Annotated in this window: 18 protein-coding genes; 10 read left to right on the forward strand and 8 right to left on the reverse strand. The window is 57.0% G+C overall.

Annotated features, from left to right (window positions below; genetic code table 11):
* Nucleotides 1–2: 2 nt before the first annotated feature.
* A complete protein-coding gene (gene coaE / locus B3041_RS13240; RefSeq protein WP_039382604.1) occupies nucleotides 3–611 on the reverse strand; it encodes a dephospho-CoA kinase in 609 nt (202 codons plus the stop codon).
* A 218-nt stretch (nucleotides 612–829) separates the two neighbouring features.
* Here coaE and B3041_RS13245 point away from each other — a divergent pair, with 218 nt between their 5' ends.
* Entirely contained in the window at nucleotides 830–1870 is a 1041-nt protein-coding gene (locus B3041_RS13245; RefSeq protein WP_065650127.1) for a GMP reductase, read from the forward strand.
* 29 nt (nucleotides 1871–1899) lie between these two features.
* Here the strand turns inward: B3041_RS13245 and hofC are convergent, their stop codons facing one another.
* The 3 genes from hofC to ppdD are packed head-to-tail and all read right to left on the reverse strand — an operon-like array spanning nucleotide 1900 to nucleotide 4922.
* Nucleotides 1900–3099: a protein transport protein HofC gene (gene hofC / locus B3041_RS13250; RefSeq protein WP_292975491.1), complete on the reverse strand. Its 1200-nt coding sequence runs from the start codon at nucleotides 3097–3099 to the stop codon at nucleotides 1900–1902.
* Nucleotides 3092–4480, reverse strand: coding sequence for a type II secretion system protein GspE (gene gspE / locus B3041_RS13255; RefSeq protein ID WP_065650125.1), 1389 nt, complete (start codon nucleotides 4478–4480; stop codon nucleotides 3092–3094). Before gspE ends, hofC begins: the two co-directional genes overlap by 8 nt.
* Nucleotides 4473–4922, reverse strand: a complete 450-nt coding sequence (ppdD, locus tag B3041_RS13260; RefSeq protein WP_292975494.1) for a prepilin peptidase-dependent pilin — start codon at nucleotides 4920–4922, stop codon at nucleotides 4473–4475. The genes gspE and ppdD overlap by 8 nt, the downstream gene beginning before the upstream one ends.
* A gap of 305 nt (nucleotides 4923–5227) precedes the next feature.
* On the opposite strand from ppdD, the gene ampD reads away from it, so the two are divergent.
* Entirely contained in the window at nucleotides 5228–5779 is a 552-nt protein-coding gene (gene ampD, locus B3041_RS13265; protein ID WP_065650123.1) for a 1,6-anhydro-N-acetylmuramyl-L-alanine amidase AmpD, read from the forward strand.
* Nucleotides 5780–5795: 16 nt separating this feature from the next.
* Nucleotides 5796–6641: a beta-lactamase regulator AmpE gene (ampE, locus tag B3041_RS13270; RefSeq protein ID WP_065650122.1), complete on the forward strand. Its 846-nt coding sequence runs from the start codon at nucleotides 5796–5798 to the stop codon at nucleotides 6639–6641.
* Here the strand turns inward: ampE and B3041_RS13275 are convergent.
* The 3 genes from B3041_RS13275 to aroP form a co-directional block, all read right to left on the reverse strand.
* Nucleotides 6623–7576: a family 43 glycosylhydrolase gene (locus B3041_RS13275; protein WP_292975499.1), complete on the reverse strand. Its 954-nt coding sequence runs from the start codon at nucleotides 7574–7576 to the stop codon at nucleotides 6623–6625. The two genes, ampE and B3041_RS13275, sit on opposite strands and share 19 nt — an antisense overlap.
* A complete protein-coding gene (locus B3041_RS13280; protein ID WP_065650120.1) occupies nucleotides 7573–8979 on the reverse strand; it encodes a glycoside-pentoside-hexuronide (GPH):cation symporter in 1407 nt (468 codons plus the stop codon). The genes B3041_RS13275 and B3041_RS13280 overlap by 4 nt, the downstream gene beginning before the upstream one ends.
* A gap of 160 nt (nucleotides 8980–9139) precedes the next feature.
* Nucleotides 9140–10495, reverse strand: coding sequence for an aromatic amino acid transporter AroP (aroP, locus tag B3041_RS13285; protein WP_292975503.1), 1356 nt, complete (start codon nucleotides 10493–10495; stop codon nucleotides 9140–9142).
* A 523-nt stretch (nucleotides 10496–11018) separates the two neighbouring features.
* On the opposite strand from aroP, the gene pdhR reads away from it, so the two are divergent.
* The 6 genes from pdhR to yacL all read left to right on the forward strand — a co-directional run bounded on the left by pdhR (nucleotide 11019) and on the right by yacL (nucleotide 21558).
* Nucleotides 11019–11783: a pyruvate dehydrogenase complex transcriptional repressor PdhR gene (pdhR, locus tag B3041_RS13290; protein ID WP_039382625.1), complete on the forward strand. Its 765-nt coding sequence runs from the start codon at nucleotides 11019–11021 to the stop codon at nucleotides 11781–11783.
* Between the two features lie 126 nt (nucleotides 11784–11909).
* Complete coding sequence (gene aceE, locus B3041_RS13295; protein WP_065650118.1) at nucleotides 11910–14585, forward strand: pyruvate dehydrogenase (acetyl-transferring), homodimeric type; 2676 nt, start codon at nucleotides 11910–11912, stop codon at nucleotides 14583–14585.
* 13 nt (nucleotides 14586–14598) lie between these two features.
* Nucleotides 14599–16497, forward strand: a complete 1899-nt coding sequence (gene aceF / locus B3041_RS13300; protein ID WP_292975506.1) for a pyruvate dehydrogenase complex dihydrolipoyllysine-residue acetyltransferase — start codon at nucleotides 14599–14601, stop codon at nucleotides 16495–16497.
* A gap of 174 nt (nucleotides 16498–16671) precedes the next feature.
* The gene (gene lpdA, locus B3041_RS13305; RefSeq protein ID WP_039385712.1) at nucleotides 16672–18096 is read left to right on the forward strand and encodes a dihydrolipoyl dehydrogenase; all 1425 of its coding nucleotides are present in this window, start codon (nucleotides 16672–16674) and stop codon (nucleotides 18094–18096) included.
* A gap of 335 nt (nucleotides 18097–18431) precedes the next feature.
* Nucleotides 18432–21029: a bifunctional aconitate hydratase 2/2-methylisocitrate dehydratase gene (acnB, locus tag B3041_RS13310; RefSeq protein ID WP_075050755.1), complete on the forward strand. Its 2598-nt coding sequence runs from the start codon at nucleotides 18432–18434 to the stop codon at nucleotides 21027–21029.
* A 166-nt stretch (nucleotides 21030–21195) separates the two neighbouring features.
* A complete protein-coding gene (gene yacL / locus B3041_RS13315; protein WP_065650115.1) occupies nucleotides 21196–21558 on the forward strand; it encodes a protein YacL in 363 nt (120 codons plus the stop codon).
* 25 nt (nucleotides 21559–21583) lie between these two features.
* On the opposite strand, the gene B3041_RS13320 is transcribed toward yacL, so the two are convergent.
* A complete protein-coding gene (locus tag B3041_RS13320) occupies nucleotides 21584–21931 on the reverse strand; it encodes a YacC family pilotin-like protein (RefSeq protein WP_039382635.1) in 348 nt (115 codons plus the stop codon).
* A 166-nt stretch (nucleotides 21932–22097) separates the two neighbouring features.
* On the opposite strand from B3041_RS13320, the gene cueO reads away from it, so the two are divergent.
* Nucleotides 22098–23696, forward strand: a complete 1599-nt coding sequence (gene cueO / locus B3041_RS13325; protein WP_292975518.1) for a multicopper oxidase CueO — start codon at nucleotides 22098–22100, stop codon at nucleotides 23694–23696.
* Nucleotides 23697–23734 lie beyond the last annotated feature (38 nt).

Here is a 23734-nt window from a genome sequence, read left to right on the forward strand (position 1 = left end):
TCTCAATCCCGTCCGGTTGCAGCCAGGCGCAAATAACGCTGGTGAAGTTCAGCAACCCGCGGCAGCACCTGTTCAGGTGTGCCGCTATTATCAATAATATCATCGGCGCAGGCGAGGCGCTGTTCGCGGCTCACCTGCGCGGCAAGAATACGTTGTGCCTGGCTCAGCGACACGCCGTCGCGCTGACGCGTACGCTGCAGCTGAACAGCCTCATCAACATCGACCACCAGCACGCGATCGGCCTGTCGTTGCAGATTGTTTTCAATCAGCAGGGGGACCACCCACAGCACATAAGAGGATGACGCCTGTGCCCTGAGCTGCTGGGTGCGGGCATTAATCAGCGGGTGCAGCAGCTGATTAAGCCAGTTTTTTTCCTGCGGCTGCTGAAAAATAATCTCCCGCAGCCGCGCGCGATAAAGCGTGCCTTCTGCCGTCAGAATGGATTCGCCATGGCGTTTTACAATCGCCTGTAATGCTGGTGTACCCGGCTCTACTACCTCGCGGGCGATCACATCAGCATCAATGATCTCTACGCCCAGAGCGGCAAAAGCGTTAGCGACAGTGCTTTTACCACTACCAATGCCTCCGGTTAGCGCAACGGTAAACAGCATATTTTTCTCCCGGTATTCAGCGCATCAGAGGGCGGCAGTCTCTCAAAAATGAGAAAAGGATCACATTCTTAGCGATCGGTCAGATTTACAGGATTGTAGCGTAAGTAAAGTGAAATTCGCACCCTTGCCACCGCCGTTATGGCGCGTATGATAACGACACTGGAGCCGTGAGCGCTACCCGAACTGCGGTTCGTTTTCACTAACCAGGACCCTCTGCTATGCGTATTGAAGAAGATATCAAACTGGGCTTCAAAGATGTGTTAATCCGCCCGAAACGCTCGACGCTCAAAAGCCGTTCTGATGTTGAACTGGCACGCACTTTCACCTTTAAACACTCTGCTCTGGAGTGGCATGGGGTACCGGTTATCGCAGCAAACATGGATACCGTTGGCACGTTCACCATGGCAGAAGCGCTGGCCGGCTTTGAAGTACTTACTGCGGTTCATAAACACTATAGTATTGATGCATGGCAGGCGTTTATCCAGCGCGTGCCCGCGTCCGTGCTGAATTACGTCATGGTTTCAACCGGGACCTCAGAAGCGGATTTCACTAAACTGAATGCGATTCTCGCCCTGTCGCCGCAGCTGAAGTTTATCTGCATCGACGTGGCGAACGGTTATTCAGAGCACTTTGTGGCATTTCTGCAGCGCGCGCGTGAACGCTTTCCGGATAAAACCATCTGTGCCGGTAACGTCGTGACGGGAGAGATGGTAGAAGAGCTGATTCTGTCAGGTGCGGATATTGTTAAAGTGGGTATCGGCCCGGGATCGGTCTGCACGACCCGCGTGAAAACCGGCGTAGGTTATCCGCAGCTGTCAGCGGTGATTGAGTGCGCCGATGCCGCGCACGGTCTGGGCGGACAGATTGTCAGTGACGGCGGCTGTTCCGTGCCGGGTGATATTGCCAAAGCGTTTGGCGGCGGGGCTGACTTTGTCATGCTGGGCGGTATGCTGGCGGCGCATGATGAGTGTGAAGGCACGATTGTGGAGGAGCAGGGCGAGCAGTTTATGCTGTTTTACGGCATGAGTTCTGAATCGGCGATGAAGCGCCACGTGGGTGGCGTAGCGCAATACCGGGCAGCAGAAGGCAAAACCGTACGCCTGCCGCTGCGCGGACCGGTGGCAGAGACCATCAAAGACATTCTGGGAGGCCTGCGTTCAGCCTGTACCTACGTTGGCGCTGAACGTCTGAAAGAGCTGACCAAGCGTACAACGTTTATTCGTGTGGCAGAGCAGGAGAACCGCGTGTACACACGATAAACCCTCCGTGCGGGCGCAGCAGGCGCCCGCTAGCGTATGACCTCTCCCAGACTAAACACCGGCAGATACATGGCGATCACCAGCGTGCCAACGATCGCCCCGATCACCAGCATCATCGCCGGTTCAAGCGCAGCAGCCAGCGCCTCTGCCCGGTTTGAGGTTTCCGTTTCATGCCACTCTGCCAGCCGGGCCAGCATGATATCAAGCGCGCCAGCCTCTTCACCGGCGCCTGTCAGCTGGGCACAGAGCGGTGTAAACAGCGTATGCTGCTGCAGCGCCTGGTGCAGCGGCGCACCGGCAGCGATATGCGCCTGTAGCGCTACAATCGCTTCGCGCCACACCCGCGCCGTCAGCGTCATTTCTACTGTCTGCAGACTGTGCAGCAGCGTAAGTCCTGCCTGCTGCGTCAGCTGTAAAATGGCATAAATCTGGCTGAGCTGCGCACCACGCCAGAGCGGGGCGATCAGCGGCAGGCGCAGGATAAAATGCTGTAAGCGTCGCTGCCAGCGATCGGAGCGCCGTGCAATCTGCCGTGCTGCAATCGCACAGCCGGCAGCAACCAGTAACAACGGCAGTGCGGTCTGCTGCATGCCCTCTGACAGCGCCACAACGCCTGCGGTAAAGGCGGGCAGTGGTGCATCAAAGCTGGCATAGACGGCAATAAACTCCGGCAGTACAAATAACAGCATGCCGGCACTGACCGCCAGCGCCACCAGCAGAATAAAGATCGGATAGCGCAGGGCTTTGCCGACTTTCTGGCGCAGCTGACGCTGCTTTGCCTGCTGCTGCGCCAGCCGCAGACAGCAGCTGTCGAGCTGTCCGGTGGCCTCGCCTACCTGCATCAGTGCGGAAAACAGGGGCGGGAAAAGGTCAGGCCACGTACGCAGAGCGTGCGAAAACGCCTCTCCGGCCAGCACCTGCTGCTGCAGGCCTGTAAGCACCACGCGCCATCCGGCATGCGGGTGCCCCTGCGCCAGCAGCATCAGACTTTCAGCCAGGGGTAATCCCGCTTTTAGCAGCGTAGCCAGCTGATGCATCAGCTCAATTTTTTGCTGCCATTTCCAGTCGCGTCTGCGCCAGCAGCGGCCGCGTTGCCAGCTAACAATCAGCATGCCGCGATCGGCGAGCTGATGCAGCAGGGCAGCCCGATCGCGCAGCAGCGACTCCCCTGTCTGCAGCTCGCCCATGGTGTCCAGCGCCTGCCAGCTGAAGTGATAACGTTTAGCCATTGTCCAGACCTACCACGCGCTGCATCTCTTCAAATGATGTGTCTCCCCGGCTTACCGCTTCCAGACCCGCGCTCAGCAGCGTTTTCATTCCCTGTTCGCCGGCGAGCATCAGGACATGCTCCAGCGGCATCTCTGAAGAGATGGCATTCTGCAGCCTGCTGTTAACCGGCAAAATTTCAAACAGCGCGAGGCGACCATAGTAGCCGGAGAAACAGTGGTCGCAGCCTGGGGCGCGCCAGGTCTGCAGAGTGCCGGGCCAGAGTGCGGGCGGGAGATGAGCGACAGCCTGTGCTGGCTGGCGGCAGTGCAGGCATAGCCGGCGGACCAGGCGCTGTGCTATCACCAGCTGCAGCGCCGGTCCCAGCAGATAGCCGGGGATATCCATCTGTCTGAGGCGCGTCAGCGTTTCAGCGGTAGAGTTAGTATGCAGCGTGGAGAGAACCAGATGCCCGGTCTGGGCGGCTTTAACCGCAATGCTGGCCGTTTCACTGTCGCGGATTTCTCCGACCATGATCACATCCGGATCCTGGCGCAGCAGGGCACGCAGTACGCGATTAAAGTCGAGGCCGCTGCGGGGACGCACCTGAGTCTGGTTGATGCCGGTCAGCGGGATCTCTATCGGGTCTTCCACGCTGCAGATATTTTTTTCCGGCACGTTCAGTGCGCTGAGGCTGCTGTAGAGCGTGAAGGTTTTGCCGCTGCCGGTCGGGCCGGTCACCAGGATCAACCCCTGCGGCTTAGCCAGCGCCTGTTTCAGCAGGCGCAGCTGAGCCAGCGGCATACCAAGCTTATCCAGCGCAATCGCACTGCCTTCACTCTGCAGTAAACGCACAACGGCTTTTTCACCGTGACTGACCGGCAGCGTGGCGAGGCGAAAGGCCGCGCCGCTGCCGTTTATCTCGTGGGTAAACTGCCCATCCTGTGGCAGACGGCGCTCCGCAATATCCAGCCCGGCGAGCACTTTCAGCCGCGCCAGTACGGCAGCAGGCTGCACCTCTGGTAAGCGCGGCAGGTTATGTAACACACCGTCAATGCGCAGCCGGATACGTAATCCCTGCGGCTGAGGCTCAATATGCACATCGGAGGCGCGTCGCTGTATGGCCTGATGCAGAATCTGGTTTACCGCTTCGGTTGCTGAAGCGGCGCTGCGCTGCTCAGGCAGCCGGGCATCTGATACCGGCTGGTGCAACGTCTGTTCCATGCGGGCAGCAGGCCAGCACTCGATCTCTACCTGACACTGGCAGGCGAACTGCAGCGCCTCCAGCAGCTGCGGGTGGGGAGAGTCGGTAACGGCCACACGCAGTCGGGTGTCATCGTGCTGCAGCAGCCGCGCCTGGTAGCGGGCGCACAGCGCCAGCAGTGCCGGATCGTGCTCAGCCATTAGTCCCGTCCTTGTCCGCAAAGCGTAACTGATTCAGGCAGTTATCACGCAGGGCGCTGCTGGTGCTGGTACAGCTGCGCTGCCAGTGCAGCATGCCTTCAGCCACATCCCAGACCGGCTGCATCTCCACGCTCAGCCCGTTCAGGCTCTCCTGCCCGGTAAGCGCAATGACACCATTGGTAACGGCGAGCGAGGCGACATAGCGCGAGCCTTTCGCAGCCGGAATGCCGTGTTCACCCGCCTGACACTGCGCCGGGCTACCGCGCTCAATAGCGCAAAGTTCAACCGCCGTTTTATACGGCAACATGGTTTGCAGCATGTCAGTCAGTGCTGCACGCTGCAGGTAATTCTGGTAAGCAGGCAGGCCAATCGCGCTGAGGATAGCGACGATGCCGATGACGATCATCAGTTCAATCAGGGTAAAACCGCGTTGTTTTTCCATAGCAGGGCTCCGTTTTCACTGAGGCGCTACGATAAGCAGCACAAACGGATGACGAAAGCGTATTGCCTGATAACCGGAGAGTGGTGCGCAGCCATTTTTATCTGTTGCAGCAAGCGGCAGCTCTGTTGCCGGGCGGGCTCACACACCCGGGCAGCAGAGGGCCATCTGATGCGCTATCACGCTGGCTTATTTTGCAGGAGCAACGGCAAAGGGCGGGGGAGGATAAGGCGCGCTATCGCACGAAGACGCTAACCCCTGCTCTGAATCGTGATATTCTCGGCCTGATTTTGCTAAGGATTACAGAGATGAAACTGGAACAGGGCTGGATCAGCAGCGCCCGTAAGGTGCCCTCGCCACATTTTAATGCACGTCCCGACCATGAGGTACCGTCGCTGCTGGTGATCCATAATATCAGTTTGCCGCCGGGGGAGTTTGGCGGACCGTGGATCGATCGTCTGTTTACCGGCTCGCTGCCTGCCGATGCACATCCCTATTTTGCTGATATCGCGCAGCTGCGCGTGGCAGCACACTGTCTGATCCGGCGCGACGGTGAGCTGGTACAGTATGTCTCACTGAATGAGCGTGCCTGGCATGCGGGCGTGTCTGTGTTCAGCGGGCGGGAGAACTGCAACGACTTTTCTATTGGCATCGAGCTGGAAGGCACCGACACGCTGCCCTACACCGACGCCCAGTACGCCATGCTGCAGCAGGTGACCGCGCTGCTGCAGCAGCACTATCCACTGAGCGCCGATCGCATTACCGGACATAGCGATATCGCACCCGGGCGTAAAACCGATCCGGGCCCGGCGTTTGACTGGTCGCGCTATAAACAGGGTATTACTCAGGAGAATGCCTGACACCGCAGGAGCCATTATGACGTTGTTTAGTTTGTTACTTGTTCTGGGATGGGAACGCCTGTTTAAAATGGGCGAACACTGGCAGCTGGATCACCGGCTGACGCCGCTGTTTCGTGGCCGGCAGCACTTCTCGCTGCTGCGCACGCTTCTTATGACCGCAGTGGCGATGCTGCTGGTATGGCTGGTGGTCTGGAGCCTGCACGGCCTGCTGTTCGGGCTGCTGCAGCTGCTGTTCTGGATTGTGACCGGGCTGCTCTGTATCGGCGCCGGTTCTGCGCGACAGCACTACCATAACTACCTGCAGGCTGCCAGCCGTGATGATGAGGCCGCGCATCAGGCGATGGCCGCAGAGCTGACGCTGATCCACGGCGTGCCGGCAAACTGCAGCGAGCGCGAGTTCCTGCGCGAGCTGCAGAACGCACTTATCTGGATCAACTTCCGTTTCTATCTTGCTCCGCTGTTCTGGTTTGTGGTCGGGGGACCGGTGCTGCTGGTGGGGTACGCTTTTCTGCGCGCCTGGCAGAGCTGGCTGGCACGACACGCATCAGACCAGGCGCGCGCTGCCTCAGGCGTTGATGCGCTGCTGCACGTGCTGGACTGGATCCCGGTGCGGCTGGCGGGCGTGGCTTATGCGCTGCTGGGGCACGGCGAGCGCGCGCTGCCCGCGTGGTTTGCCTCTCTGAGCGATCTCCGTCGTTCTCAGTATCAGGTGCTGACCAGCCTGGCGCAATTCTCGCTGGCGCGCGATCCGCACACGGATAAGGTCGCCACCCCTCGCGTGGCGGTGGCGCTGGCAAAACGCACCTCGCTGGTGCTGGTGGTGGTGGTCGCGCTCCTGACTATCTACGGCACGCTGGTGTGATCCGCCGACGGCACGCCGAAATCGGGCGTGCCATCCTCGCGCCAGCTGAAATATTTCAGGCGCGTATGGCGATTGGGATCCCACAGCGGATCGCCCTCGATTTCCGTGTAGTTGCGGGCGTGATAAACCAGCACGTCGCGTCCCGCTTCATCCGTCGTAAAACTGTTGTGTCCCGGACCATACTGCTGATTCTCCCAGCTGGTGGTAAACACCGGCCGTGCTGACTTCTGCCAGGCGATGCGATCGCGCGGATCGGCCTGCACATCGATACTCAGCATACCCAGACAGTAGTTTTCATCGGTCGCGCTGGCGGAGTAGGTCACAAACAGCCGGTTACCGTGACGGATCGCCGCCGGTCCTTCATTAACGCTGAATCCGGCACACTCCCACTCATATTCAGGCCGGCTCAGCATCACCGGCGTACCTTTCAGCGTCCAGGGATTCAGCAGCTCAGCCAGATAAAGATTGGAATTACCGGGAATCGCGGGATCTTTTTGTGCCCAGAGGTACCAGTTTTTACCCTGATGGACAAAGTGCGTGGCATCCAGCGCAAAGCTATCGAATTGCGTTTCAATCCGGCGACAGGGCTGCCAGTAGCCGGTCAGCGGATCGGCGTCATCGCAGACCAGCGCATACATACGATGCTGAAACAGCCCCTCTTTAATCTCACGGCTCGGCGCCGCCGCAAAGTAGATGACCCACTGACCATTAATGTGGTGCAGCTCAGGTGCCCAGATCAGCTCACTGTATTCACCCTGGTCCGGCTTGCGCCAGACGGTAACGGCGGGCGCCTCACGCAGTCCTGCGAGCGTGGTGGCGTGACGCAGCTCCAGCCGATCATATTCCGGTACTGAGGCGATAAAGTAGTAGCCAGCGCCGTGCCGCAGAATAAAGGGGTCGGCGCGCTGTGTAATAAAAGGGTTAGGCCAGGTCATTTGACTTCTCCGGGTTGAGTGGTTGCGGCCGGGGATGGGGCAGACAAATCGCGAAAGTTAGCGCGGCGCAGCGCCAGGTCATCCTGAATAGTACGCATCAGCTTGCGATCCACTTTCATCAGGCGCACCACGCCGGCAGTGATCAGATAGCCGATACCGGGTATCACGGTGAAGAGCAGCATAATGCCGTTGACGGCGGTGGCGGACTGCTGTTTTGCGCCGGCGTCATAGCCGTAAACCGACAGCAGAAAGCCGACCATGGCACCGGCAACCGCCAGCCCGACCTTGAGAAAAAAGAGGTTGCCGGAAAAGCTCATGCCGGTAATACGCTTGCCGGTTTTCCACTCGCCATAGTCATCCACATCGGCCATGAGCGACCAGTGCAGCGGCGAGGGGATCTGATGCAGAATATTCAGCAGGAAATACGCCACCACTACCGTGATGGTGGCGTGTGGATCGATCCAGTAAAATCCACAGGAAAAGAGCGCCAGCGCGATATTGGTCCAGAAAAAGACTTTCAGCTTACACCAGCGATCGGTGAGATATTTAGCCAGCGTGCTGCCAGCCATCATGCCAATTACGCCCAGGCTGATAAATAGCGTGGCAAAATGCGTCGACTGGCCCATTACCCAGGTCACGTAATACATGGTGGCCGCCATGCGGATAAAGCCGGGACAGACGTTGCAGAAGGTCAGCAGCAGAATGCGTACCCACTGATCGTTTTTCCATATATCGCGCAGATCTTTCTTCAGATCGTCATGTGTCGGCACCGCAGGCCGGATACGTTCACGGACATTAGCAAAACAGAACAGAAACATCGCCAGGCCAATCAGCGCCAGCACGCTCATCGCCAGCTGATAACCGCGCGCTTTGTTGTCACCGCCAAACCACTCTGCCATAGGCAGCAGTGAGAGTGAGAGGATCAGCGTGGCAACCCCCACCATCACGAAACGATAAGACTGACAGGACACGCGTTCGCCCGGATCGCTGGTGATGACACCGCCCAGCGAACAGTAGGGAATATTGATAGCCGTATAGGTCAGCGACATCAGGAAATAGGTCACAAAGGCCCAGATAACTTTGTTTTCATAGCTCCAGTCTGGCGTAGTAAACATCAGTACGCTGAACAGCACATACGGCACCGAGACCCAGAGCAGCCAGGGACGGAAGCGGCCCCAGCGGCTCTGAGTCCGGTCCGCTAACGCGCCCATAATGGGGTCTGTCACCGCATCCAGTACGCGTACTGAAAGCAGCAGCACGCCGACCAGCGCCGGTGCCAGGCCAAAAACATCGGTGTAGAAGTAGTTGAGAAACAGCATGATTGCGCCACCAATCATGTTACAGCCGGCATCGCCCATGCCATATCCCAGTTTTTCTCTGAATGAGAGTGCAGCACTTTTCATCGTCGTCTCCTGCGACAAGTGGAGCGAAAAGTATCAGCGGAAATGGCAGGCAGGGATGATCAACAATGAGTCGCGTAGATGGACAAAACGGGTGCAGGGGAAAAAGTGTGAAGGCGATCGGCAGAGGTGCCCGGTCAGATAAACCGGGCACGCGGGACTATCAGGCTTTCTGCGTTCTGTTTTTAACGGCGTAACCCACCGCCAGAATAACCAGCCAGACCGGAATCAGCCAGACTGAAATCGCCATTCCGGGTGTCATCGCCATGATCACCAGCACGGCGGCCATAAACAGCAGACAGAGCCAGTTACCGGCCGGATAGAGCACCGCCCGGAAGCGCGTGGTAACACCCTGCTGATCTTTCTTACGGCGGAATTTCATATGCGCCAGGCTAATCATTGCCCAGTTGATGACCAGAGCCGACACCACCAGTGACATCAGAATACCAAAGGCTTCTCCCGGCATCAGATAGTTGATCAACACGCACAGTGCGGTAGCAACCGCCGAAACCATAATAGTGGCAACCGGTACGCCGCGGCGATCAACCTTCAGCAGCGCTTTTGGCGCATTACCCTGCTGGGCCAGGCCAAACAGCATACGGCTGTTACAGTAAACACAGCTGTTGTAGACCGAGAGCGCCGCAGTCAGGATCACGACGTTCAGGGCGTTAGCGACCAGCGCATCACCCAGCTCATGGAAAATCAGGACAAACGGACTGGTATCTGCCGTGACGCGGGTCCAGGGCAGCAGCGACAGCAGTACCGCCAGTGAGCCAATATAGAAAATCAGAATGCGCCACAGCACCTGATTAGTGGCTTTAGGAATGCTCTCTTCCGGGTTATCCGCTTCTGCAGCGGTAATACCCACCAGTTCAAGGCCACCAAAGGAGAACATGATAATCGCCATCATCATCACCAGACCGGTCATGCCGTGCGGCAGAAAGCCACCCTGATCCCACAGGTTACTGACAGATGCCTGCGGACCGGCGTTGCCGCTGAACAGCAGCCAGCCGCCAAACAGGATCATGCTGATAACGGCCACGACTTTAATGATCGCGAACCAGAACTCCATCTCACCAAACACTTTGACGTTGGTCAGGTTAATGGCATTGATGACGACAAAGAAAATAGCGGCGCTGGCCCAGGCCGGAAACTCCGGATACCAGAACTGAATATATTTACCGACGGCGCTGAGTTCTGCCATCGCAACCAGCACATAGAGCACCCAGTAGTTCCAGCCTGAGGCGAAGCCGGCAAAATTGCCCCAGTATTTATAGGCAAAATGGCTAAAGCTGCCGGCAACCGGCTCTTCAACCACCATTTCACCCAGCTGGCGCATAATTAAAAAGGCGATAAATCCGGCAATGGCATACCCCAGGATCACTGCCGGGCCGGCAGATTTAATAACCGATGCGCTTCCCAGAAACAGGCCGGTGCCGACGGCACCGCCCAGCGCGATCAGCTGGATATGGCGATTCTTCAGGCCGCGGTGCAGCGCTTCGCCATGCTGTTGTTCCATACAAACCTCTTTGTATTGTTATTGTGCGCCTGCAGTGCCCGCACTTAAGGCTGTGATACTGCGTGTAATATTTTCTTTACGAATTCAGACTGGCTCTCTGTAGCGAGACGCTATTCAGGCGACCAGAATAGTGATAAGCGCGCGACTTTGCACCTGCTTTTGCTTTTTGTGCTAAGGAGTGATGGAAAAAGCAGCGATTTACTCTGTGGTTTCCCTTGCGCTATTTCTGTCATGAATAATGCTTAAACACGAATAGCTTTCGCTTATGGCGTATGAGAGCAGCAACCGCTTTTGCAGTGTAAGGTTTGGTAAAAGTGAAATCTGTTAACAACTTCGCGCAGTTGTTTCTTTTTCCTGTTACTACGGCGGCTTAAGGCGTGCTGCCTGGGTTCAGGCCTGCAACGGGCTGGAAGTAAGAGAGTGGCCATATAGACACAAGGTGAATACTTTGTTACTTTACGGGCACCATTTTTCAATTGGTATTACCAATTTACTCCAGACGTTTGGCTTATAAGAAGGGAAGATGGCTTATAGTAAAATTCGCCAGCCCAAGCTCTCCGATGCGATAGAGCAGCAGCTGGAATCCCTGATTATGGAAGGGACTCTTCAGCCGGGTGAGAAACTGCTCCCCGAGCGCGAACTGGCCAAACAGTTTGATGTCTCACGTCCATCGCTGCGCGAAGCGATTCAGAGTCTGGAAGCCAAAGGTTTACTGCTGCGTCGCCAGGGTGGCGGCACATTTGTGCAGCAGAATCTCTGGCAGAGCTTAAGCGACCCCCTGGTCGGGCTACTGGCCCAGCATCCGGAATCTCAGTTTGATCTGCTGGAAACCCGTCATGCGCTGGAAGGTGTGGCGGCCTACTACGCAGCACTGCGCGGCACCGATGAAGATCTGCAGCGTATTCGCGACTGCCATCTTCAGATTCAGCAGGCGCAGGAGAGCGGCGATCTCGACGCTGAGGCGGATGCCGTCATGAAGTATCAGATTGCGGTCACGGAAGCGGCGCATAATGTGGTGCTGCTGCACCTGCTGCGCTCCATGAGCCCGATGCTGGAACAAAACGTACGTCAGAATTTCGAATTGCTTTACGCTCGCCGCGAAATGCTGGCGAAAGTGAGCGAGCATCGCGCCAGTATTTTTGCGGCGATTGTGGCACGCGAGCCGGAACAGGCCCGTGAAGCCTCGCATCGTCATCTGGCGTTCATAGAGGAAATCTTGCTGGACAGAAGTCGGGAGCAGAGCCGTCGTGAACGCTCCCTGCGTCGTTTACAGCAACGCAAGGAATAACGTACGGCAACGAACGTGCGACATAAACGACGGGCCTGTCTTCTTGTGCTGTGAACCTGAAACACAACACAAGCAGACAGGCTCCTGATAATTCAACGTATTAGACACAGATAAGGAATACCCCCCATGTCAGAACGTTTACAGAATGACGTGGATCCGATCGAAACTCGTGACTGGCTACAGGCGATCGAATCGGTCATCCGTGAAGAAGGTGTTGAGCGTGCGCAGTATCTGATTGATCAGGTTCTGAGCGCAGCCCGCAAAGGTGGTGTGAAAGTAGCTGGCGGCGGCGGTGCTGCTGCAGCGATCAGTAACTATATCAACACCATTGCGACAGAAGATGAGCCGGACTATCCGGGTAACACCTCTCTCGAACGTCGTATCCGTTCCGCAATTCGCTGGAACGCCATTGTTTCAGTTCTGCGTGCGTCGAAAAAAGATCTGGAGCTGGGGGGACACCTCTCTTCTTTCCAGAGCTCTGCCACGATCTATGAAGTGTGCTTTAACCACTTCTTCCGTGCACGCAGCGAAAAAGATGGCGGCGATCTGGTCTACTTCCAGGGTCATATTTCTCCAGGCATCTACTCGCGTGCGTTCCTTGAAGGGCGCCTGACTGAAGAGCAGATGAACAACTTCCGTCAGGAAGTGCACGGCAACGGCCTGTCATCTTATCCGCATCCGAAGCTGATGCCGGACTTCTGGCAGTTCCCGACCGTTTCAATGGGCCTGGGCCCGCTGAACGCTATCTATCAGGCGAAGTTCCTGAAATACCTTGAGCATCGCGGCCTGAAAGATACGTCTGGTCAGACGGTATACGCCTTCCTCGGTGATGGTGAGATGGATGAGCCGGAATCTAAAGGTGCCATTACTATCGCGACCCGCGAGAAGCTGGATAACCTGGTGTTCATCATCAACTGCAACCTGCAGCGTCTGGATGGCCCGGTCACCGGTAACGGTAAGATCATCAACGAGCTGGAAGGCATCTTTGCCGGTGCTGGCTGGAACGTGATCAAAGTGATCTGGGGCGGACGCTGGGATGAGCTGCTGAAGAAAGATACCAGCGGCAAACTGATTCAGCTGATGAATGAAACCGTTGACGGTGACTACCAGACCTTTAAATCACGCGACGGTGCCTATGTGCGTGAGCACTTCTTCGGCAAATATCCGGAGACTGCTGAGCTGGTAAAAGAGTGGTCTGACGACGAAATTTTCGCGCTGAACCGTGGCGGCCACGATCCGAAGAAAATCTACGCTGCTCTGAAAAAAGCGCAGGAGACCAAAGGCCAGCCAACGCTGATTCTGGCTCATACCATTAAAGGTTACGGTATGGGTGATACGGCGGAAGGCAAGAACATTGCCCATCAGGTCAAGAAGATGAACATGGATGGCGTACGCTACATCCGCGATCGCTTCAATGTGCCAGTGGCTGATGAAAAAATCGAAGAGCTGCCTTACGTCACCTTCGAGAAAGGCTCAGAAGAGTACAACTACCTGCACGGCCAGCGTGAGAAGCTGGGTGGCTATCTGCCGACCCGTCAGGCAGAGTTCACTGAGAAGCTGGAAATGCCGACGCTGGAAGAGTTCAAACCTCTGCTGGAAGAGCAGAGCAAAGAGATCTCTACCACGATCGCTTTCGTGCGCGCGCTGAACGTGATGCTGAAGAACAAGTCGATCAAAGATCGTCTGGTGCCGATCCTCGCGGATGAAGCCCGTACTTTTGGTATGGAAGGCCTGTTCCGTCAGATCGGTATCTACAGCCCGAACGGCCAGCAGTATACGCCGCAGGACCGTGAGCAGGTTGCTTACTATAAAGAAGATGAGAAAGGCCAGATTCTGCAGGAAGGGATCAACGAGCTGGGCGCAGGTTCATCCTGGCTGGCGGCGGCGACCTCTTACAGCACCAACAACCTGCCGATGATCCCGTTCTACATCTACTACTCGATGTTTGGCTTCCAGCGCATTGGCGATCTGATGTGGCTGGCGGGCGATCAGCAGGCGCGTGGCTTCCTGGTCGGGGGGACTTCAGGCCGTACGACGCTGAACGGCGAAGGCCTGCAGCATGAAGATGGCCACAGCCATATTCAGTCGCTGACCATCCCTAACTGCATCTCCTACGATCCGTCATACGCGTATGAAGTGGCCGTGATCATGCAGGATGGTCTGGTGCGTATGTATGGTGAAGCGCAGGAAAACATCTACTACTACATCACCACGCTGAACGAAAACTACCACATGCCGGCGATGCCGCAGGGTGCGGAAGAGGGTATCCGCAAGGGTATCTACAAGCTGGAAGAAGTAGAAGGCAAGAAAGGTAAAGTGCAGCTGCTGGGCTCAGGTTCTATCCTGCGTCACGTGCGCGAAGCGGCACAGATTCTGGCGAAAGAGTACGGTATCGGCTCTGATGTCTATAGCGTAACCTCGTTCACCGAGCTGGCGCGAGACGGTCAGGATTGCGAGCGCTGGAACATGCTGCATCCGACAGAAACGCCACGCGTGCCTTACATCGCTCAGGTGATGAATGATGCACCGGCCGTTGCGTCAACTGACTACATGAAGCTGTTCGCAGAACAGGTTCGCAGCTATGTGCCGGCCAGCGACTACCGCGTGCTGGGTACCGATGGCTTTGGTCGTTCTGACAGCCGTGAAAATCTGCGTCATCACTTCGAAGTGGATGCATCATATGTGGTTGTGGCTGCGCTGGGTGAGCTGGCTAAACGCGGCGAAATCGAGAAGCAGGTGGTAGCGGACGCTATCGCTAAATTCGATATCGACGCTGATAAAGTTAACCCGCGTCTGGCTTAAGAGGTAAAGAGTAATGGCTATCGAAATTAACGTACCGGATATCGGGTCGGACGAAGTTGAAGTCACCGAAATTCTGGTGAAGGTGGGCGACAGCGTTGACGCTGAGCAGTCGCTGATCTCTGTGGAAGGCGATAAAGCTTCAATGGAAGTGCCTTCACCGCAGGCGGGCGTGGTTAAAGAGATCAAAATCGCCGTCGGTGACAAAGTGAATACCGGCTCGCTGATTATGGTGTTTGACGCTGAAGGTGCGGCAGAAGCTGCACCGGCTGCCGAAGAGAAAAAAGCAGAAGCCGCGCCGGCTCCTGCTGCTGCAACGGCAACCGCCAGCAAAGAGGTTAACGTACCGGATATCGGTGGTGATGAAGTCGAAGTCACAGAAATCCTGGTTAAAGTGGGCGACAAGGTTGAAGCAGAGCAGTCGCTGATCACCGTTGAAGGTGACAAAGCCTCAATGGAAGTGCCTGCGCCGTTTGCGGGTGTAGTGAAAGAGATCAAAATCGCTACCGGCGATAAAGTGAACACCGGTTCACTGATTATGATCTTTGACGCAGAAGGCGATGCGCCGGCGGCCGACGCGAAACCACAGATGAAAGAAGAGGCGACCTCTGCCCCGGCTGCAGCGGCAGGCGCGAAAGAGGTAAACGTACCGGATATCGGCGGTGACGAAGTTGAAGTGACCGAGGTACTGGTGAAAGCGGGTGACAAAGTCACCGCTGAACAGTCGCTGATTGTGGTTGAAGGCGATAAAGCCTCTATGGAAGTACCGGCACCGTTTGCCGGTACGGTGAAAGAGCTGAAAGTAGCCACTGGCGACAAAGTCAGTACCGGCTCACTGATCATGATCTTTGAAGTGGAAGGCGGCGCGCCATCGCCGGCACCGGCAGCCAAACCGGAAGCGGCCTCCGCGCCGGCGAAAGCAGAGGCTAAACCGGCTGCAGCACCTGCGCCAGCCAAAGCAGAAGCGAAAAATGACTTCGCTGAGAATGACGCTTACGTGCACGCTACGCCGGTGATCCGTCGTCTGGCGCGCGAGTTTGGCGTGAATCTGGCGAAGGTGAAAGGCACCGGCCGTAAGGGTCGCATCCTGAAAGAGGATGTGCAGACTTACGTGAAAGAGGCGGTGAAACGCGCTGAGGCTGCGCCAGCAGCTGCTGCAGGCGGCGGTCTGCCAGGCATGCTGCCGTGGCCGAAAGTGGACTTCAGCAAGTTTGGTGAAGTGGAAGAAGTGGAGCTGGGCCGTATCCAGAAAATCTCTGGTGCTAACCTGAGCCGTAACTGGGTCATGATCCCGCACGTTACGCACTTTGATAAAACCGATATCACCGATCTGGAAGCGTTCCGCAAGCAGCAGAACGCCGAAGCCGAGAAGCGCAAGCTGGATGTGAAGTTCACCCCGGTGGTGTTCATCATGAAAGCGGTCGCGGCGGCGCTGGAGCAGATGCCACGTTTCAACAGCTCGCTGTCTGAAGATGGTCAAAAACTGACGCTGAAGAAATACATCAACATCGGCGTGGCGGTAGATACGCCAAATGGTCTGGTGGTTCCGGTGTTCAAGGATGTGAATAAGAAAGGCATCACTGAACTCTCGCGTGAGCTGATGGCAACCTCGAAGAAAGCGCGTGATGGCAAGCTGACCGCCAGCGATATGCAGGGCGGCTGTTTCACCATCTCCAGCCTTGGCGGCCTGGGCACGACGCACTTCGCGCCTATCGTCAATGCGCCGGAAGTGGCGATCCTTGGCGTCTCCAAGTCGGCCATGGAGCCGGTATGGAACGGTAAAGAGTTCGCACCGCGTCTGATGATGCCGATCTCGCTCTCGTTTGACCACCGCGTGATCGACGGTGCTGATGGTGCGCGTTTCATCACCATCATCAACAATATGCTGTCTGATATTCGCCGTCTGGTGATGTGAAGTTAATCAAGGCCGGCAAATGCCGGCCTTGTTGTAAGCATTCAGTTGTTACCGCGGTTGGCAGTTTATTAACAATTCTGTAAACTCTCGCGGTGAAATGTCCCGGTGGCGACAGGGTAGCATGAGCCTGGGAAAGGGTCGCTCTGACCGCCGGCAATCTAACAAGAGGTCATGATGAGTACAGAGATTAAAACTCAAGTCGTGGTACTTGGGGCAGGTCCTGCAGGTTACTCTGCAGCCTTCCGTTGCGCTGACTTAGGTCTGGAGACCGTTCTGGTTGAGCGCTACAACACCCTCGGCGGTGTTTGTCTGAACGTAGGCTGTATCCCGTCAAAAGCGCTGCTGCACGTCGCGAAAGTGATTGAAGAAGCGAAAGCGCTGGAAGAGCACGGCATCGTGTTTGGTCAGCCACAGACAGACATTAACAAGATCCGCACCTGGAAAGAGAAGGTGATCAACCAGCTGACCGGTGGCCTGGCTGGTATGGCCAAAGGCCGTAAGGTCAAAGTTGTTAACGGTCTGGGTAAATTCACCGGCGCTAACACCCTGGTGGTTGAAGGTGAGGGTGGCGCAACCACCATTAACTTCGATAACGCGATCATCGCCGCAGGCTCACGTCCTATCGAGCTGCCGTTTATCCCGCATCACGATCCGCGCGTCTGGGACTCTACGTCAGCGCTGGAGCTGCGCGAAGTGCCGAAGCGTCTGCTGGTCATGGGCGGCGGCATCATCGGTCTGGAGATGGCGACCGTTTACCACGCGCTGGGTTCAGAGATTGACGTGGTTGAGATGTTTGACCAGGTGATCCCGGCAGCGGATAAAGATGTGGTTAAAGTCTTTACCAAGCGTATCAGCAAGAAATTCAATCTGATGCTGGAAACCAAAGTCACCGCGGTTGATGCGAAAGATGACGGTATCTACGTATCGATGGAAGGCAAAAAAGCGCCTGCCGAGGCGCAGCGCTATGACGCGGTACTGGTTGCCATTGGCCGTGTACCAAACGGTAAAGGCCTCGACGCCGGTAAAGCGGGCGTGGAAGTGGATGAGCGCGGCTTTATCCGTGTGGATAAGCAGATGCGCACCAACGTGCCGCACATCTACGCTATCGGCGATATCGTGGGTCAGCCTATGCTGGCGCACAAAGGCGTGCATGAAGGCCACGTTGCCGCTGAGGTCATCTCTGGTCTGAAGCACTACTTCGATCCGAAAGTGATCCCATCAATCGCCTATACCGAGCCGGAAGTTGCGTGGGTAGGTCTGACCGAGAAAGAAGCCAAAGAGAAGGGCATCAGCTACGAAGTCTCTACCTTCCCGTGGGCGGCCTCCGGCCGTGCTATCGCTTCCGACTGCGCTGACGGTATGACCAAGCTGATTTTTGACAAAGAGACGCATCGCGTTATCGGTGGTGCTGTAGTCGGCACCAACGGCGGCGAGCTGCTGGGTGAAATCGGTCTGGCGATCGAGATGGGTTGTGATGCCGAAGATATCGCGCTGACCATCCATGCACACCCGACGCTGCATGAGTCAGTCGGCCTTGCGGCTGAAATCTTTGAAGGCAGCATCACCGATCTGCCAAACGCGAAAGCGAAGAAGAAGTAAGTTTCGCTTCTGCTATCAACGGCTCCTGCGGGGGCCGTTTTTTTTTGCTGTTGCCGCCGCAAGCATAACTAAAGGTTAGCCAGATCATTCTCCGCCACGCTGAAAGTTATGATCTGGAAACCGCCTGCCGCATATCTGCCGCTTTTTTTTCCGTCTGCAGGGGATTACCCGGACAGTTATGCCGGAAATTGGCTGGATGTTGCTTTTTTGTAAACAGATTAACAATCAGGCGAAATCCTGCTATGCTGGCCGACGCAGAACCGGGCACCTCACCCTACTGTTTAACAGCATCAAGGTGTACCGGAAAGCTATACAATGAGAGCGAGGAGAACGTCGTGCTAGAAGAATACCGTAAGCACGTTGCCGAGCGTGCTGCCCAGGGAATCGTACCTAAGCCGTTAGATGCTTCCCAGATGGCCGCGCTGGTTGAACTGCTGAAAAGCCCGCCTGCGGGTGAAGAAGAATTTCTGGTTGACCTGCTGGTTAACCGCGTCCCGCCAGGCGTTGATGAAGCCGCCTATGTTAAAGCCGGTTTCCTGGCTGCTGTCGCAACGGGCGAAGCCCACTCTCCTCTGGTTACGCGCGAGAAAGCTGTTGAACTGCTGGGCACCATGCAGGGTGGCTATAACATCCACGCGCTGATTGAAGCGCTCGACGATGAGGCGCTGGCACCGATTGCCGCTGAAGCGCTGTCCCATACGCTGCTGATGTTCGACAACTTCTACGATGTGGAAGAGAAAGCCAAAGCGGGTAATGCCCACGCGAAAAAAATTCTGCAATCCTGGGCTGATGCCGAGTGGTTCCTGAAGCGTCCTAAACTGGCTGAAAAAATCACCACCACCGTGTTTAAAGTGACCGGCGAAACCAACACCGACGACCTCTCTCCGGCGCCGGATGCGTGGTCACGCCCGGATATTCCACTGCATGCGCTGGCAATGCTGAAAAACCCGCGTGATGGCATTGAGCCAGATGAAGCGGGCAATATCGGCCCGATCAAACAGATTCAGGCGCTGCAGCAAAAAGGTTTCCCGCTGACTTATGTCGGCGACGTTGTCGGAACCGGCTCCTCGCGTAAATCCGCCACCAACTCGGTGCTGTGGTTTATGGGTGAAGATATTCCGTACGTGCCGAATAAAAAGGGCGGCGGTCTCTGCCTCGGCGGTAAAATTGCCCCGATTTTCTTCAACACCATGGAAGATGCCGGCGCGCTGCCGATCGAACTGGATGTTGAACGCCTCAACATGGGCGATGTGATTGACGTTTACCCGTATAAAGGCGAAGTACGCAATCACGAAACCGGTGAACTGCTGGCGACCTTTGAACTGAAGACTGACGTGCTGCTGGATGAAGTCCGCGCCGGCGGCCGTATTCCGCTGATTATCGGTCGTGGTCTGACGACAAAAGCACGCGAGTCACTTGGCCTGCCGGCAAGCGACGTCTTTGTGCAGGCGAAAGATATCGCCTCCAGCACGCGCGGCTATTCGCTGGCGCAGAAGATGGTGGGCCGCGCCTGTGGCGTCGAAGGTATTCGTCCGGGCGCTTACTGCGAGCCGAAGATGACCTCTGTAGGCTCACAGGATACCACCGGTCCGATGACGCGCGACGAGCTGAAAGATCTGGCGTGCCTGGGCTTCTCCGCCGATCTGGTGATGCAATCTTTCTGCCACACGGCGGCTTATCCAAAGCCGGTCGATGTGACCACGCACCATACGCTGCCGGACTTCATCATGAACCGCGGTGGCGTCTCACTGCGTCCGGGAGATGGTATCATCCACAGCTGGCTGAACCGTATGCTGCTGCCGGATACCGTCGGCACCGGCGGTGATTCACACACCCGCTTCCCGATTGGCATCTCCTTCCCGGCAGGGTCCGGTCTGGTGGCGTTTGCTGCTGCGACCGGCGTCATGCCGCTGGATATGCCGGAATCCGTACTGGTGCGCTTTAAGGGCGCCATGCAGCCGGGCATCACGCTGCGCGATCTGGTGCACGCTATCCCGCTGTACGCAATTAAGCAGGGTCTGCTGACGGTAGAGAAGAAGGGCAAGAAAAACATCTTCTCCGGCCGTATTCTGGAAATTGAAGGTCTGCCGGATCTGAAAGTTGAGCAGGCGTTTGAGCTGTCTGATGCCTCTGCTGAACGTTCTGCTGCCGGTTGTACGATCAAGCTGGATAAAGCGCCGATTATCGAGTACCTGAACTCCAACATCGTTCTGCTGAAGTGGATGATCTCGGAAGGCTACGGCGATCGCCGTACGCTGGAGCGTCGCGTTGAGGGCATGCAGAAATGGCTGGCCGATCCGCAACTGCTGGAAGGCGATGCAGACGCGGAATACGCTGCGGTGATCGAGATCGATCTGGCGGATATCAAAGAGCCGATTCTGTGCGCACCAAACGATCCGGATGATGCACGCTGGCTCTCTGACGTGCAGGGCGAGAAGATTGACGAAGTGTTTATCGGCTCCTGCATGACCAATATCGGTCACTTCCGTGCGGCCGGTAAGCTGCTGGACGCGCATAAGGGCCAGCTGCCGACGCGTCTGTGGGTGGCTCCGCCAACCAAGATGGATGCGGCTCAGCTGACGGAAGAGGGCTACTACAGCGTCTTTGGCAAAAGCGGTGCGCGTATTGAGATCCCGGGCTGTTCGCTCTGCATGGGTAACCAGGCACGCGTGCAGGACGGCGCGACGGTGGTTTCCACGTCGACCCGTAACTTCCCGAACCGTCTGGGTAACGGCGCCAACGTCTTCCTGGCATCAGCCGAGCTGGCTGCCGTCGCTTCGCTGCTTGGCAAACTGCCAACGCCGGACGAGTATCAGCAGTTTATGGTACAGGTGGATAAAACGGCCGATGACACCTATCGCTACCTCAACTTTGACCAGCTGGGTCAATATACTGAGAAAGCGGACAGCGTGATTTTCCAGACCGCCGTATAACGCGACGGACAGACCAGGGGATGATGCAAATCATCCCCTTTTTTTATGCCTTTTTTCCCTGCTGCACTCCCGGCATAATGCGAGCGCGATCCCACTTTATTACGTGCGCTGCGTTCAGAATGCAATCAATGTGCTGCCCGGCGCGCGACTGGTATGAGGTAACACGATGGAGTATGAATTTTTACGCGATCTCACCGGCCAGGTCAGAGTGCGCATGTCGATGGATCACGAAGCGGTAGGCCACTGGTTTAATGAGGAAGTCAGGGATAACCCCGGCCTGCTGGATGAGGTGGAAGCTGCCGCGCGCGCGGTAAAAGGCACCCATCAGCAGTGGCAGCGCATCGGACATGAGTACACGCTGTGGCTGGACGAGGAAGAGGTGATGATCCGCGCTAATCAGCTGGCGCTGGAGGATGAGGGACTGGAAGAGGGCATGGCCTACTACGATGAAGAGAGTCTCTCGTTCTGCGGCGTGGAGGACTTTCTGGCGGTCATCGCCGCTTACCGGCAGTTTATAGCGGGCAGATAACCCGCACAGCCCGCATGACGCCGCGTTACTTGACGTAGGCCAGCAGGCTCAGTGAATCACGCGCCAGCGATTTGCACTTTTTATCATTGTTGATTGCAATGCCACTCAGATCTTTGTAGCTCTCTTCACCCAGCGCTTTCATGTTATAGCTGCTGTAGTTGCTTAAATCCCAGCGGTTCTGCTGGGCAAAAAATACCAGCGCTTTGCGGATTTGTGCATCAGGCAGTGCCTGATAGCCGCAGTCGTTCTTCAGATAGACAAAGACCGCCGTCAGGTCAGCCAGATCTTCCGCTTCAGACTCGCTCAGTGCAAAACTGCTGGTGGAGAAGCCAAAGAGTCCCGCCAGCAGCAGGATCTTAATGCTTTTTGTCATAATGGTTCTCAGCAAAGGACAATCCATTGACGTTAGCACAGTTACCGTCCGGATTCCGCTTCTTTTACCCCCGCAGATGGCGGGTTAACATTTTGCTGCCCGGCGCTTGACCCTCCTGCAGGGGCAGGGTTTAGGCTGGGGGTCTCATTATCACAAGGATATGCGTATGCAACGTCGCACTTTTCTCAAACTGACCGCGGCGCTCAGCGCGTCAGGCGCCCTGCCGTTATGGAGTCGTTCACTGATGGCGGCTACCCGGCCGCTGCTGCCGATCCCTGCGCTGCTGGAGCCTGATGCGCGTGGTCACTACAGCCTTACCGCCATGACGGGCAGCACGCAGTGGCAGGGTAAAGCGGTGCCGACCTGGGGCTATAACGGCAGCCTGCTCGGACCGGTTCTGCGCCTGCAGCGGGAGAAGCGCGTCACGGTCAATATTCATAACCGGCTGCCGGAGGCGACTACCGTGCACTGGCACGGCCTGGCGATCCCGGGCGACGTGGATGGTGGCCCGCAGGCGATTATCGCGCCCGGTGCCACGCGTCAGGTGAGCTTTACCCCCGATCAGCCAGCGGCGACCTGCTGGTTTCATCCGCATCTGCACGGCAAGACCGGTCATCAGGTGGCGCAGGGATTAGCCGGACTGGTGCTGCTGGAGGATGACGCGTCCGGCAAGCTGCGTCTGCCGATGCAGTGGGGAGCGGATGACGTACCGCTGATTTTCCAGGATAAACAGCTTAACAGCGCCGGCACGCATATCGATTATCAGCTGGATGTGATGCGCGCGGCGGTGGGCTGGTTTGGCGATATGATGCTGACCAACGGCGTACAGTATCCGCAGCACGCCGTACCGCGCGGCTGGCTGCGCCTGCGGCTGCTTAACGGCTGTAACGCCCGCTCGCTGGAGATCGCCGCCAGCGATAAACGGCCAGTCTATGTGGTGGGCAGCGATGGCGGACTGCTTGCTGAACCGGTACAGGTGACATCGCTGTCCCTGCTGCCGGGCGAGCGCTTTGAGGTGCTGATCGATACCTCTGACGGCCAGCCTTTTGATATCGTCACGCTGCCGGTGACGCAGATGGGGATGACGCTACCGCCGTTTGATCGGCCACTGCCGCTGGTGCAGATCCTGCCGCTGCGCATTATGGCGAGCGGGACGCTGCCGGACACGCTGGTGGATCTGCCGCCGCTGCCTGCCAGTGACGGCGTACAGAACCGCTGGCTGCAGCTGATGATGGATCCGCAGCTGGATAAGCAGGGTATGCAGGCGCTGATGGATCGTTATGGCCATCAGGCGATGGGGGGCGCGGCAGACCACGGCGCGGCAGAAACGCATAACGGACACGATGCCATGCCGATGGAGCATAGTGAACATGGCGCGATGCCGATGGATCACGGTGCGCACGGCGCTGCCGCGTATGATTTCCATAACGGCAATAAGATCAACGGCGAGGCGTTTAACATGCAGAAGCCGATGTTTGCCGTGCCGCTGGGCAAAACCGAGAAGTGGACGATTTCAGGCGAGGGCGATGCGATGCTGCATCCGTTCCATATTCACGGCGCCCAGTTCCGCATCCTGTCAGAAAATGGCAAGCCGCCTGCCGCGCATCGCGCCGGCTGGAAAGATATGGTTAACGTTAACGGCTGGCGGAGCGAAGTCGTGGTGCGTTTCGACTATGCTGCCAGTGCAGAGCATGCCTACATGGCGCACTGTCATCTGCTGGAGCACGAAGATACCGGCATGATGCTGGGGTTCACGGTGGCATAACGGCTTCAGATGAACGCAGGCGCAGGATATATGCCGAT

It is taken from the genome of Pantoea sp. UBA4549 (genome assembly GCF_002387285.1).
Classification (GTDB): Bacteria; Pseudomonadota; Gammaproteobacteria; order Enterobacterales; family Enterobacteriaceae; genus Pantoea; species Pantoea borealis.

Excerpts from the sequence above, each read along its gene's own strand:
- coaE (WP_039382604.1), bottom strand. The coding sequence starts at position 611 with ATGCTGTTTACCGTTGCGCTAACCGGAGGCATTGGTAGTGGTAAAAGC.
- B3041_RS13245 (WP_065650127.1), top strand. The coding sequence starts at position 830 with ATGCGTATTGAAGAAGATATCAAACTGGGCTTCAAAGATGTGTTAATC.
- hofC (WP_292975491.1), bottom strand. The coding sequence starts at position 3,099 with ATGGCTAAACGTTATCACTTCAGCTGGCAGGCGCTGGACACCATGGGC.
- gspE (WP_065650125.1), bottom strand. The coding sequence starts at position 4,480 with ATGGCTGAGCACGATCCGGCACTGCTGGCGCTGTGCGCCCGCTACCAG.
- ppdD (WP_292975494.1), bottom strand. The coding sequence starts at position 4,922 with ATGGAAAAACAACGCGGTTTTACCCTGATTGAACTGATGATCGTCATC.
- ampD (WP_065650123.1), top strand. The coding sequence starts at position 5,228 with ATGAAACTGGAACAGGGCTGGATCAGCAGCGCCCGTAAGGTGCCCTCG.
- ampE (WP_065650122.1), top strand. The coding sequence starts at position 5,796 with ATGACGTTGTTTAGTTTGTTACTTGTTCTGGGATGGGAACGCCTGTTT.
- B3041_RS13275 (WP_292975499.1), bottom strand. The coding sequence starts at position 7,576 with ATGACCTGGCCTAACCCTTTTATTACACAGCGCGCCGACCCCTTTATT.
- B3041_RS13280 (WP_065650120.1), bottom strand. The coding sequence starts at position 8,979 with ATGAAAAGTGCTGCACTCTCATTCAGAGAAAAACTGGGATATGGCATG.
- aroP (WP_292975503.1), bottom strand. The coding sequence starts at position 10,495 with ATGGAACAACAGCATGGCGAAGCGCTGCACCGCGGCCTGAAGAATCGC.
- pdhR (WP_039382625.1), top strand. The coding sequence starts at position 11,019 with ATGGCTTATAGTAAAATTCGCCAGCCCAAGCTCTCCGATGCGATAGAG.
- aceE (WP_065650118.1), top strand. The coding sequence starts at position 11,910 with ATGTCAGAACGTTTACAGAATGACGTGGATCCGATCGAAACTCGTGAC.
- aceF (WP_292975506.1), top strand. The coding sequence starts at position 14,599 with ATGGCTATCGAAATTAACGTACCGGATATCGGGTCGGACGAAGTTGAA.
- lpdA (WP_039385712.1), top strand. The coding sequence starts at position 16,672 with ATGAGTACAGAGATTAAAACTCAAGTCGTGGTACTTGGGGCAGGTCCT.
- yacL (WP_065650115.1), top strand. The coding sequence starts at position 21,196 with ATGGAGTATGAATTTTTACGCGATCTCACCGGCCAGGTCAGAGTGCGC.
- B3041_RS13320 (WP_039382635.1), bottom strand. The coding sequence starts at position 21,931 with ATGACAAAAAGCATTAAGATCCTGCTGCTGGCGGGACTCTTTGGCTTC.
- cueO (WP_292975518.1), top strand. The coding sequence starts at position 22,098 with ATGCAACGTCGCACTTTTCTCAAACTGACCGCGGCGCTCAGCGCGTCA.